General features: G+C 36.2%; 9 protein-coding genes, 1 tRNA gene and 3 pseudogenes. 7 read left to right on the forward strand and 6 right to left on the reverse strand.

The features are described 5' to 3' along the window. Nucleotides 1-111: 111 nt before the first annotated feature. A pseudogene (locus tag G8761_RS28035) lies at nt 112-587 on the reverse strand (DUF6609 family protein). 349 nt (nt 588-936) lie between these two features. Between G8761_RS28035 and G8761_RS08860 the strand changes: the two are divergent. Further along, nucleotides 937-2,064 (forward strand): CAP domain-containing protein, encoded by a 1,128-nt coding sequence (locus G8761_RS08860; RefSeq protein ID WP_166025720.1) that lies wholly within the window; start codon nt 937-939, stop codon nt 2,062-2,064. Between the two features lie 156 nt (nt 2,065-2,220). Here the strand turns inward: G8761_RS08860 and lacZ are convergent, their stop codons facing one another. Together lacZ and G8761_RS27085 are read right to left on the reverse strand one after the other, a co-directional pair. Beyond that, nucleotides 2,221-5,259 (reverse strand): beta-galactosidase, LacZ type, encoded by a 3,039-nt coding sequence (gene lacZ, locus G8761_RS08865; RefSeq protein ID WP_166025721.1) that lies wholly within the window; start codon nt 5,257-5,259, stop codon nt 2,221-2,223. A 53-nt stretch (nt 5,260-5,312) separates the two neighbouring features. Then, a pseudogene (locus G8761_RS27085) lies at nt 5,313-5,570 on the reverse strand (carbohydrate ABC transporter permease); the annotation flags it as partial. Between G8761_RS27085 and G8761_RS08870 the strand changes: the two are divergent. Next, a pseudogene (locus tag G8761_RS08870) lies at nt 5,569-5,981 on the forward strand (immunity protein Imm33 domain-containing protein); the annotation flags it as partial. The pseudogenes G8761_RS27085 and G8761_RS08870 overlap by 2 nt on opposite strands. Nucleotides 5,982-6,107: 126 nt before the next feature. On the opposite strand, the gene G8761_RS08875 reads toward G8761_RS08870, so the two are convergent. Further along, the gene (locus G8761_RS08875) at nt 6,108-6,605 is read right to left on the reverse strand and encodes a DinB family protein (RefSeq protein WP_166025724.1); all 498 of its coding nucleotides are present in this window, start codon (nt 6,603-6,605) and stop codon (nt 6,108-6,110) included. Nucleotides 6,606-7,496: 891 nt separating this feature from the next. Further along, nucleotides 7,497-7,841 carry a hypothetical protein gene (locus G8761_RS08880; protein ID WP_166025726.1) on the reverse strand — a complete coding sequence of 115 codons (345 nt, stop codon included), beginning with the start codon at nt 7,839-7,841 and terminating at the stop codon, nt 7,497-7,499. Between the two features lie 514 nt (nt 7,842-8,355). Here G8761_RS08880 and G8761_RS08885 point away from each other — a divergent pair. Both G8761_RS08885 and G8761_RS08890 read left to right on the forward strand, forming a co-directional pair. Then, nucleotides 8,356-9,156 carry a COG4705 family protein gene (locus tag G8761_RS08885; protein ID WP_166025728.1) on the forward strand — a complete coding sequence of 267 codons (801 nt, stop codon included), beginning with the start codon at nt 8,356-8,358 and terminating at the stop codon, nt 9,154-9,156. A gap of 967 nt (nt 9,157-10,123) precedes the next feature. Beyond that, a tRNA-OTHER gene (locus tag G8761_RS08890) sits at nt 10,124-10,202 on the forward strand. A gap of 162 nt (nt 10,203-10,364) precedes the next feature. Here the strand turns inward: G8761_RS08890 and G8761_RS08895 are convergent. Further along, a complete protein-coding gene (locus tag G8761_RS08895; RefSeq protein WP_166025730.1) occupies nt 10,365-10,751 on the reverse strand; it encodes a YybH family protein in 387 nt (128 codons plus the stop codon). A gap of 133 nt (nt 10,752-10,884) precedes the next feature. Between G8761_RS08895 and G8761_RS08900 the strand changes: the two genes are divergently transcribed. The 3 genes from G8761_RS08900 (at nt 10,885) to G8761_RS08910 (ending at nt 12,641) form a co-directional block, all read left to right on the forward strand. After that, nucleotides 10,885-11,118, forward strand: a complete 234-nt coding sequence (locus tag G8761_RS08900; RefSeq protein ID WP_166025732.1) for a hypothetical protein — start codon at nt 10,885-10,887, stop codon at nt 11,116-11,118. A gap of 14 nt (nt 11,119-11,132) precedes the next feature. After that, complete coding sequence (locus G8761_RS08905) at nt 11,133-12,110, forward strand: hypothetical protein (protein WP_166025734.1); 978 nt, start codon at nt 11,133-11,135, stop codon at nt 12,108-12,110. Nucleotides 12,111-12,344: 234 nt separating this feature from the next. Further along, nucleotides 12,345-12,641: a hypothetical protein gene (locus tag G8761_RS08910; RefSeq protein WP_166025736.1), complete on the forward strand. Its 297-nt coding sequence runs from the start codon at nt 12,345-12,347 to the stop codon at nt 12,639-12,641. The last annotated feature ends 457 nt before the right edge of the window (nt 12,642-13,098 follow it).

The raw sequence follows: 13,098 nt of genomic DNA on the forward strand, positions 1-13,098 counted from the left end.
CAATACCCGCACTCTCCACATAATAAAAGAGCAGCGATAAGCTACTCATTTTTTCCATTCTTGTATAGATAGTTTGCACTCACCCAATTGCCAGAAGGATTATTAGGTTGACTATATACTTGTTGCCGTAGAATTCGAATGAATTAAAGGTTTCTTGGAACGAAGCATAATAATTCCGAATAGCACTTTAATAGCTGCGTCTATATAAGCGAAAACAGCAAAATCAACTGATGGCAGAAGCATTCCAACTATCGCGTTTAATGATGCCAGTACTGCAAGAGGAACCATGATTTTCCCATGAACATAAGTGAATGGAAAAAAATGATTCCCTATGGCTAAAAAAGCCGAAAGCCATATCATACGGTAATTTTGTGTTGCAAAAAAGGACCGCCCATCCCTACCAATAAAATAAGGGAAATAATGATCGAAGCGTTTGTCATGTTTTTCTGAAACTTGGTTGGAGAACCAAAAGTAATCCGCTTATAAATTCTTTTGTTAAGCAAAATAAGGGCGAATCCCACAAAATAACCAATATCAAATATAGGCATGTTAATGATTTGCGCTCCACCTATGATTTTACCAAGCAAGATTACAACAGAAATCCATATAAGCCAAAGTCCACAAACTCACCTTGTTAAAAACTTTAATGGCTCACTTTTTACATAACCTAACTTCTTTAAAAGGACATGAATAGGAACCACCCTCCTTAAAATGAAAATTTTTCCTTTATTCTAAAATATATAAGATCAGGTTAAAAGTGTACATTAATTTTTGGAGATCGAAAAATTATACAACAAGATACAAAGATGCTGCTGTAACTTTGTATAATATACATTCAAAATTTCCAATATACCTGCCAATTTCTATCAATTCAAGCAAATCACTTATATATTTGCCCTCCACAGGTTAGAATTCTAATAGAATGGAGGGCGAGTAATGTTTCGAATAATAAAATCCATTGTTTATATCTTTGTACTGTATTTTGCGGTGCAGTTTATTATAAATAACTTAGGTAACAATACGGTGACAAAGGATTCCGCTTTATCCGGTTTCAAGGACCTTAATATTAAAAAGGATATAGGTGCAACCGTTAGTGATATATATCAGGATTTACGCCAAACTGTAAATCAGCTAAGCTCTGGTATGGTTGAGATGCCACAAACTCTGCCAAAAGAAATACAGAAAAAGATACCCTTAAAAGCACCCGCCAGACAAGTATATTCTGTTTATAATGTGGAAATTGGAGATTCAAAAGCTGAAGTTGAACGCCATTTAGGTTCCCCAAAGCGTTCGAGTATGAATGAATACGGATTAAAATGGTATGCCTATCATGATCATTATCAGCATTTTATGATGGTTATGTATGACCAATACGATAAAGTGGTTGGGCTCTATACTGACCAGGACCTCATCGCGTCTACAAATGGGATCAAGTTGGGCTCCAAAAAAGAAGATGTTCGCGCCAAAATGGGTGAACCGTCTACGACCATCCAAAAAAGAATGGTTCTCTACAAGATGCAAAACAATGATGAATATGACATGTTTTTACTGAATGGCGTTTATACGACTATCTTTTATGATAAACATGAGGGAAATACCGTTACAGCCATCCAATTAATTGACCAAAATACAGAACAGCAAAAAACAAATATCTATACAAAGGCAAGTCCTGAGCTTAGGGAAGGATTTGAGTATCAGTTATTTGATTTAACCAACTCATCCCGGCTGCAGCATCGGCTTCCTATTCTTTCATGGGATCAGCATGTCCGCGATACTGCGGCTAAACATAGCACCGATATGGCCGAGCATCATTATTTCGATCATACAGACCCTAGAGGGAAATCACCGTTTGACCGAATGGCTGATGATCATATTCAATTTAATATGGCTGGAGAAAATTTGGCATATGGACAGTTCAGCAGTATTTTTGCCCATGAAGGTCTCATGAATTCACTTGGACACAGGGAGAATATTCTTCGCAACGGCTATGAGTTTTTAGGCGTAGGTGTTGCGTTTAATGACCAATCACAGCCTTACTATACTGAGAATTATTACGCGAAATAGTATGAAATAGACAAAAACGAACCAATGCTGGTTCGTTTTTTCTATTCCGTCAAATAGTATGTTCATCACTAACAGCCTTTAAACGAAATGAACGTAAAGAGCCTGCTAAAATCAGCCTCTCTACGCTTTTAAGCATATTTACTACTCCAATAACTCTTATAATCTATGAATCATAAATTCGAATTCCATGTCGTCGTCAGCAGGGATTAAATACTCGTCATGAACCGGTGCTCCCCAACTGTCATCCCCGCCAACACCCATTTGCTTTCCCGCTACTGTCACTACTGTATAGTGCACATTTGGCAGCTCATATAAATGCTGGGCATTTTCTAGCTCCATTGCTGTGTATGGAGAAAAATTACACTTCAGCGGCTGGCTGACAGAGGAAATCCTGATACCCTTTCCCTTCTTATCCGTCAAATTTACTCGGCGGACACCGGTACGGTTACCTGATTCCTGTGGCATTATATAATCCGAAAGATTGTCGGTCACTGTATTTTTAAATACACCTAATCTCGCTCCATTTTTGCGGTCCACATAGTTTTCCTCTGGTCCCATTGCATACCATTCCAATTGGTTATATTCCGCTGGCACTTTAAAGGACAAAGCGAACGTCGGAATCTGGGGAAGATTCTCTGCTCCCTTGTATACAGATTTGACGCGAATACTACCATCGGCATAAACGGCATATAGAATCTTCGCTTTAATATCACTGTTGATTGAAAACTTATAGGTAAATCCGATTGTTGCTGAACCTTTTTCTTCAGTTACTTCTACCTCCACACATTTCCGTGCAAGGCTTGCAGCCAACCAAACTCCAGAATCATACCCTTGTAAAAAGCCCCGATCGTTATCAGTAGTTGCTCTCCAGAATAACGGCATAGGTGGATAAGAAATGAGCTCTTTACCGGAATAGTTTATTGAAGTTAAGCTTGCCATCTGCCTTGAGAACATAATGGAAAAATCACGACCGTGGACACCTATATTGACATCACCGTGAACTACTTCTATTTCTCCTTCTGGCAAAGTGGCTTCTTCTAAAGCTTCAACTTCAAACACGTATTGTCCGAATGCAATTTCATATCCTTTATCAGCCCATATCTTATTCTCCTTTAACTTGTAGGAAACCTGGATACTATATTCCCCAGGTGAAAGAGTAATATTTTCCGGCCAATTGAATTCTGCCCTTCCATCGCTTAATGGAGATACATTCACCTCCGCTTTATTTCGATACAACTCCTGGCCTTCCAGGTTAAGGGCATATTCTAATATATAATCAGAATTATCATTGAACAGGTTCTGATTAGAAATTGTAACACCGTTTTGATCAGGAACCAGTTTTAGGTTTTGATATAGAAACTTAACCTCCTGCATTTTTGGCGACAACTTACGGTTCGCGTAAACAATGCCATTTGTACAGAAACCATAATCAGTCGGACGGTCTTCAAAATCACCGCCGTATGCCAAAAATTCTTTTCCATAGCGGTCTTTTTTCATAATCGACTGGTCGATATAATCCCAGATAAAGCCGCCCTGGTACATTGGATACTTATCTTCCAGATTCGTATATTTCTTCATCCCTCCAAGGGAATTTCCCATAGCGTGCATATATTCGCAGCTGATATAAGGCTTTTCAGGATTTTCCAAAAGATACTTTTCAATATCTGCTGGCTTCGCATACATCCTGCTTTCCATATCACTTGTATCATTATAATTCCGGTTGTGGAACACACCTTCATAGTGGACTAGACGGCTTGGATCCGCTGCCTTGAAATATTTAGATACATTAAGGATAACCTCTCCTGCGTAAGACTCATTTCCACATGACCAAATTAAAATGGATGGATGGTTCTTATCACGTTCGAGCATAGAAACAGCACGATCCAGAACTATATTCTGCCACTCCGGTTTATTGCCGGGTATGTTCCAGGAAGGCTCCACTTTGCCCATTTTTTGCCACGAGCCATGTGATTCAAGATTCATTTCATCAATCACATAAACGCCATACTCATCACAAAGCTCATACCATAAGCTCTGGTTTGGATAATGGGATGTTCGGACAGCGTTTATGTTATTCTGTTTCAATGTTTTTATGTCCCATAACATATCTTCCTTGGTAACAGCCCTGCCTGAACGGCAATTAAATTCGTGGCGGTTGACACCTTTAAAAACAATCCTTTTTCCATTAAGCTGCATCACCTTATCCACTATCTCAAACCGTCTGAAACCAACTTTTTGAGGAACAACTTCAACCAGTTGTCCAGCCTGGTTAAACACTTTAATAAACAAGGTATATAAATATGGATTTTCGGCACTCCAAAGCTCGAGTCCTTCAGCGATGATATCTAGGCTTCCCTTTCCCTCTTCAAGTAACGAATCTACTGAAGCTACCAATCTGCCTTTTCTGTCATAGAGCTCTCCCTCTATTTTGCCTGCATTTGCTGTTTGAAAGATTTGGAACTTTATGTCCGCAGTAAGCTTTCCTTTCGTAAAAGAGTCATCCAATTCAGTACGAATAAAGACATTATTTATATGTACTTCAGGTATTGTATATAGGTACACATCCCGGAAAATTCCTGATAAACGCCAGAAATCCTGGTCCTCCAGCCAGCTGCCTGTACTGTATTGATAAACCTCGACAGCAAGCTTGTTCTCCCCTTCCTTAATGAAAGGAGTAAGATCAAATTCTGATGGAGTGAAAGAATCTTCGCTATAGCCCACCAACTCACCATTCAGCCAAACAAAAAAAGCTGATTCCACACCTTGGAAGGAAATATAAACAGGTTTGTTTTTCATCATGTTTGGCAAAGTAAAATATTTCACATAACTCCCGACCGGGTTATAATCCATGCGGACTTCCGGTGGCCGCAGCTCTTTATGCCCGTCCCATGGGTACATGGTATTTACATACTGAGGATTTCCATAGCCTTGAAACTGAATATGCCCGGGGACTGTTATATTTTCCCATTTGGTGATATCAAAATCATTATCAAAAAAATTCTCCGGCCGGTTCGCAGGGTTAATCGAATAGTTGAATTTCCAGTACCCATTTAACTCATGGCGCATGCTCATTGCCGAAGCATTTTTCGCTTCTTCCATCGTTGTATAATAGCGATGGTCCGAGTGGGCTGGTAGTCGATTTACCGAAAATACATTTAGATCAGAGAGCCAGTTTAAATTGGAGCTGTTTGCCATTTTTTACACCTCTATATTTAATGATTTGGTTTTTCAATCATAAAAATATTAAACTATTTCACAGATCCCATCATTCCAGCAACAAAGTGCTTTTGCATAATAAAGAATATGATTGCTGCAGGGAGAGTTGCAATAACAATCGCAGTCATGATCATTCCAAAGTCAGGTGAGTAGCTGGATCCAAAGTTTGAAATTAACAACGGAATAGTTTGATTCTCAGGCGACTGAATGACAACAAGCGGCCACAGGTAACTATTCTAGCTGGCCATAAAGGTGATGATTGCCGATGCAGCATAAGTAGTTTTCATAATCGCCAACATAGAAGAAAAGAAATTTATAGGCAAACTGGACAAAGAACCTCATCGTTTACCTTTAAAAATAGGCGATGAGATTTCATTCGGAATTGAAAACATATGCGGTACGGAATATGATGACCCAAATTCATCTGAATGGGACTTTTATTTTGACACTTTAGTAACGGTTAGTGAAGATGTACTTGAAAAAAGAGAATTCAACTTTATGCTAAGGGATTCTCCGAATGGTGAAGGCGATTCTGGTTGGTCAATATTAGGCGGATATGAAGATGATGCCTTTCTTAGTGATTCTGAAAATTTTCAAATTGTTTCTCTTGGAGTAACCTTGAATATCGACGATTCATTTTAGAATTTATCCAAGAACCGCCTTTATGTGCATATGAAAGAAATGATGAAGACGAATTTTAAAAGATTGACGATTACGATTGGGAAGATTACTTAAACAGTTAAATCAAAAAGGAGCGATTTTCGCTCCTTTATTTGTTATTCTTATTGTTATTTCTTATGTTGATTTATTTTGCATCACTGAGAATATTAGCTCTTTTGAGCATTCATTGCTTCCCATTCTTCTTTGCTAGGACCATATACGCCAGGAACCTTCAAGTCAGCTTGTCTCATAAGGACAGTCAATTGTCCGCGATGATGAGCCTGATGTTGTATTAGTAGACGGAAAACAGCTTGAAACGGCATATCCCTTCCAAATAAATTCACCATTTTATTCATTTTATCATCTGAAACCTGTTCAGAAAGTGCTTGCGTTAACCGCTGACTTACTGTTTTATAGGTCTCGCTGATTTCAGCAGCTGATTTTGGAGAATCTTTTTGAAGATCAGGAGTTTCGAATTTTACTCCTACCTGTGAAGGAAAGTAATAAACTGCTCCGGTAATGTGCCAAGCGAGGCTTCCAATACTGTATAATCCTGGAGAAACTTCCTGGTTCAAAGATTCATCTGTCAGCGCGTCCAGCACTTTTTGGGTAACCGCTGCTTCTTGTTTCCATTCGTTTAAGAAATCATTAACTGATGTGAACATTTTGTTCCCTCCTAAAATTAGCAAATCCTTCACTTTTTATACAAGACTTTCAAATTCATTGTAACATGTTCAGGTAAATGTTTCCGCTTTTCTCAAGGGCTTATTAATCATAGGAAGAAATTACGAGCCGCGTCATGATAAGATGAAAAACTGGTCAAGGTAACTAACTTGATAGAGTCATAGTTGAGTAAAATATAATAAGCTTGAAATCAGAATAAAGAGTGGAAAAACTAAAGATAATAATACATTGGCTGTTTTCCCTTTTATTATGTTTCTTCCTAAATAATATAAAATGGCACCAACTAGGGTAGATCTACTAAATATAGGAAATAGGAAGGAAAGAATTATTCCTAGACCTTTTGAAATACCAAAAGCAAAAGACCTTTCATTAAACTTAAACTGAACCCATTTAATAAGTCCTTCTGTGGCAATACATACTATAGATAATAAAGACAAATATTGGTATAACTCCGACTAACATTGGTTTATAGTCATTTTCTATCATATCTAAAATAAAGACTTCTAAGGCTACACCTGTATATGATAAGCCTGCTCCTCTAAGAAAATATTTAATAGGAATCTCCCCTTCTTGTATAAAAAGGGAGAGATTTCTCCCACCCTTTTTTGGCTCTGTAATAGAAGCTATGTTGACAATATGACAAATTCAAACCATCCCAAAAGTTTAAATGGCCCTGAATAAATATAATCTGCAAATCTATGAACTTAATTACCAGATTTAGTAAGCCGTTGTCTTTACCCGCACATCTAAAAACCTATATAAAAGCAGTGAATTTCGAATAAGAAATCACACTGCTAATAAAGTTTTTTGATGTAGTCATTATTATTATCTATGTATGCAAAAAATGAGGCTGCATGGATGCAAACTCATTTTTATCGTTCCTCTAATTGTTTACATATAACTGCTAATCGTCTAATTTCTTGACACATATTTTGATTTATAGGAAAAGCTTCTTCTAAATAGTTCAAAATTTTAAGTGCAGATTCAGGAACTCGCTGATATCCTTGTAACATTTCTCCCACCTTTGCTACAAACTCTGGAAAACTTTTTTCCATGCGTCTCTCATTACCAAAAATATCTGGGTAATATTCTATTTCCTTTTCAATTTGATTGAGCACGGAGAGGATATTATCTAATGCGTGGTTTTCGATAAACTTCATACCGGAAAGCTTTTCACCCCTCGCATACCTGCAAAGTCCTACATATAAATTAGTCAAAGCTTCGTGACTCTTGGCGGACCGATGGAGCTTTTCTTAAAGGGGATCATTTCTACATTATTAAAGGAAGGATCCTTCCATACAATACCTTCAGGAGAAAAAAGAATATTTTCCATTTCCTCAATTATAAAATGCCACCCATACTTAATAGACACTTAAGTTAATTTTAATTTAGGTTTAATAAATAGCTGACCAATTTGTAATATAGTAGAGACTAGCGTCATCTCAAATGAACAAGTGATGGAAAGTACTTAGAAGAATATACTTCATAAAAGGAGATGAATTCTTTTTAAAAATTCTTAACCGTTTCAGAAACTACAAAAATGCTACAACCTTCAAGTCATCAAATGTTAAGAAAATTACTAGAAGTTACTATTTAATTTGACTTACCAAGGTTTTAGGATTTGTACAACTACACTAGGCGTACTAGCTGAAGATCTGTTATCAACAAGAAAGATTTGGAGCTGTATTAACGCCTTTGTCATTGAAGATTATTGGAAGAAGGTCCTTAAATATGAACAAATCTTTATCGTTCACCATGAATCAGGCAAAAGAAATGTTTGCTAAAGTTCCAGAAATAACTCTTTACTTTTGGATTACTAAGCTATTAACTACTGGAATGGGTGAAGTAGCATCCGATTATTTATTCGAGAATCTAAATCCGCTTATTTCAGCACCGCTAAGTGTTATTATTTTCGTAGCCGCAATGATATTACAGTTTAAAGTACGCCGATATATACCAAAGGTCTACTGGTTAGTTGTCATTATGGTTAGTATATTTGGCACAATGGCTGCAGATGTGGTTCGTGTTGGACTGGCCATACCTTACATCGTTTCAACCATTTTCTTTATAGTGGCTCTCGCCGTCGTTCTCATAGCTTGGTATTCTAAAGAAAAAACTCTGTCCGTACACAGCATTTTCACCCGTCGCCGCGAGATCTTTTACTGGCTTACCGTACTGGTTACATTCGCACTCGGTACAGCAGCAGGGGATATGACCGCATCAAGCATGCACTTGGGCTACTTCTCTTCAGGTTTATTATTTACTGTCTTGCTTGTTATTCCAGCTTTGGGTTACCGATTATTTGGTCTTAATGAAATTTTTTCTTTCTGGTTCGCTTATATCATGACGCGTCCAGTAGGTGCCTCGTTCTCGGATTGGTTAGCAGCGTCTCATAGCTCGGGTGGTCTGGGGATAGACAAAGGTATAGTTAGCCTTGTTTTACTGATCTTTATTATCCTCTTAGTCATTTTTCGGGGAGGCTCACCCGCAAAAAGCGTGGAATTTAACAATGAAAAGGAAAGAGCGTCTTAGTAATAATTCCCTGGATGGAAACCCTAATGAGGAGTGAGAGAAATAAATTTAAGTTGTGGGGAAACCACTTTAAAGAAAGAAAATGATATATGCGAGAAAACCAAAATAAAATGAAAATTTTATTTAACAAAGTGCCACAAGGTACGATTCTCTTTTGGATTATCAAAAGTGTTGTGTACAACTGTTGGTGAAACATTTGCTGATTTCATCACTTTCAACATTTGACTTGGTTTAACTTTAACTTTTACTACCATAATTATGGGAGTTGCGTTTCTTATGCATTGTTTTTTCAATTTAAAGCAAACAAATATGTTCCAGTCATTTACTGGATAACGGTTGTTCTTGTAAGCGTATTTGGAACATCAGTGGGATACACAAGAAGCTAAGCTTCGGAAAATGATAGCACTACATGGACAAAAATTGATGGTACAATTGAATCTGTCTAGCAGTGGTTCGTTCATCTAATCCCGATGTAAACAAGTGTAAAACAGCAATTAACAAGTCACTTCGTACAATAAATACAGCAAATAAATAATAATCTTAGGAATCGCCAATCGCGATTCCTTTTTTATATGAAACTTTTATTAAACTAAATTGCCACTTTAGTACAATATGAAAAACTGCACATTTTGCTATGGGATACTCGCTCTGCCTTCTTAATCTCTTATTCCAATTCCTAAAAATCTTTTTGTATCAATATCCATATATATAACATAATCACCGATTGAAGGATTTTCATTTGTGGGAAAGCTAACTATATAGACTTCTTTCTTATTAAAATGTTCTAATTGTCTTTTAATAACATTTGCACCTTTCCAATCACCAACAATATGTAGCATTTCCTCAAGTTACATAAAAAGGGAAAATCTTCTTAAAAATAAAAACAAAAAACCTTTAAGCAGGCAATGTTCAACATATTCTGTAAATAAATGCATAATTACTTTTTAAACTGCTCATATTAGAGGTAGGGATTTTGTAGCTCAATGGCAGAGCAGCCGGCATTTCGATGCTGTGCTTTTCGTGGGTTCGATTCCCACCAAGTCCCTATCACTGAAACTAAAAAGGACCTTATATAGGTCCTATATGTTTTTATTATAAATGATGCAATTATCGTTTATTTCAAAATCACCGAATCCAAGATGAACAACACGATGGGCGCCTTTGGATTTGTAGGAGCTTTTTCATATTTTTCCCGATATAGCACAATGCTATTTATTGAGTAAATCCGTACCATACGAGTTATCGATCGCACAAAGCCATTGACCATTTTGTTTTTTAAAAACGTAGGTTGCCCTTCTCTCCATCGAAAATTCGGAGTCCTTTTTATCAGCAGCTAGCATGGTTTGGGAAATTACTAACACAGTGTCCCCCGCTTCTAATAAAAGCATTTCCCCTTGTGTTGGGACAATACTGTTATTAAAGTATTTTGCGATAGCTATAAATGCTTTTTTTATTTCTTCTTTACCTCTGGCAATTGTTCCTGGTTTAACAACCAGAATGGCATCATCCGTATAGTAATTCATCAGTGTTTCAAAATCCTCCTGTTTGATAGCAAGGTCAGACTTTTTAATCACTTCTCTTAATTCATGTTCCATCTTCATTCCTCCTTTTAAAATTTGTATAAATTTGGTAAAACCCTAAATAAAAAACTCTTTCTAATAGAAAGTTAAGAAAAAATTAAGATTGAAATGCTACTATGGTATTTATTCACATTTTTGAGGTGCTGAAATGAACCAGCTTATTCTTTCTCACATTGCCCTAGAAACCCAGATTCATTCTCAATTCGAGTCAGTTCTCCTGATTCTGTGTAATGTAATAATGGTACTGTTAGGTATAATCTTGATTTATAAATTATTTAGGCAGGCAGAAATGAAATGGACTGCCATTTATTTTGCCATTGTATTGACTGTTAATTATATAGTGATCGCATTTTATGGTGGCATAACTGAATTACTTGGATGAATGAGGGAGAAGTTATGAAATATTATCGTTTTTGGGTATTAGCATTTCTGCTGAAATTTGCCGGGTCCGCCTGGGACGCTTCTTATCACTTTAAATATTTATTCGAAAAATATTCAATTCCGCATCTAGTAAATTTTTCCGGTCTTTTACTGGGACTTGTTCTTCTTTTTCGAGAATGGAAACAAGGTAAGTACATGGACGCTTTTTCAAGGAATATAACCACAATAGGTTATATTTTATTTTTGGTTGGTATACCGTTGGACTTTAGTTATCACTATGCTTTTGGAATTGATTTAACAACTTGGAGCCCTACTCATTTTGTTTATTATATTTCTACGGGAATTATGATATTTGGCGTGTGGAGAGCATATTACTTATACACCTATGACATCACACCTTCCTGGAAATCACTTCATACCTGGTTTTCGATGTTTCTTTTGGAATGTCTATTATTTCCGAATATGCAGCAAGAAAATGGAGCGATTTCATATGATCAGTATATACATCATCACTCCATCGCTTCTCAGGAGATTCTTAACTTAATCTCTAATCCATCTTCACAAATCTTTGGCGGAATACCTGCTTGGGTTTATCCCACCTATTCCGTTGCAGCTGTAACTATCCTTGTTCTTATTGTAAATAAAATTTTCAGAGATCAAAAAATAGCTCTTGCCGGTGCAACCCTGTATATCCTGTGCAGGTTTTTTGCAAAATCAATTTTTTATTCGGTACATTATCCGACATCCTATGTACCAATTACCATTCTATTCATCCCGCTTGCTTTTATGTTCTTAAAGGAATCTTCTTGGATAACAGGTTTAATAGGAAGCAGCCTATATTTTATTGGTATTTATGTCATCCAGAATTTAAATATTTTAATTACTCCCCCTTTAACTCTTTTTGAGCTTGTTCCAACTCTTATACTGGGGATGACCATTCCTGCAATCCTCAAAATCCAAGGAGCACTTATAAGGAAGTATTTACACAGTTAAAAAATTCAAGTCGGAATCCTTTCAGAGGGTTCCTTTTTTGTCTTTGTTAAAGAATTTTGATACCTACCTACCTCTTCCGAAGGGGGTCATTAAATTAATGAAATGAGGGAAACTTACGTTAATTTGCTTTTGGCAAAATTCAACATTTAATTGGTTAACTGTTAGTTATTTCAAACCCTGTTAAATTATACAAATCATTTTATTGTATAATTAAAATACAAGGGAGGGCTGTGAATGAGAGTTATATTAGAATTAATACGAATCATTTTGATATTTGGATTTTTTGAAGGTTTATTTTATACTGTTCTAAACAATATGTACAAATCATTTGGCGTAACCCAATATGAATGGTTTGGTTATTTAGGTACTTTGTTATTGTTGTTTATTATTTACAGGAACAAATGGCAATTTACAGGTTACTACAATGGAAAAGGAAGAGTAAAGCTACCCCCGAAAGTTACTAATTTTCTAGCATCCTTCTCTGTACTACTATTAATTTTGCCTCCCATTGTCAAATACATTTTACGGTAAATCAAGAAAAGTCAGGGTAAACCAGCTAAATGCGGGTTTACCAAAATTTTTGTAGAAAAATCAACATTAAAGTTTAACAGAGCCATTTTAGTTAAAAATAATTTCAATGGATCAACAACTAGCTGTCTTAAGAGTAAAAATCTATGTGAATCAGAACTTTAAATATATAAAACAATCAAACTCCTCCACCATCTTCAACTATACCACTTCCAATACATTTTATCTAAATTTTCTGTGTTTTTAACTTACACTCAAAATATTTCATTAAAAGTCCTGTATTTTTCATTCAATCTTTCTTATACAAGTCAATAAAAGTAACATTTCCTTTAATTTAATGAATAAATACCTTTCATTTTTGCCCTTTTTTTATACAAATTCTCTTGTTCTTCAGCTGTTCTGTTCAATTTTACTTCTTCTTATTTATTTCTGTAAATACTCCTCAAAAAACCTTCTTTCT

Source organism: Neobacillus terrae (assembly GCF_011393025.1).
GTDB lineage: Bacteria > Bacillota > Bacilli > Bacillales > Cytobacillaceae > Neobacillus_A > Neobacillus_A terrae.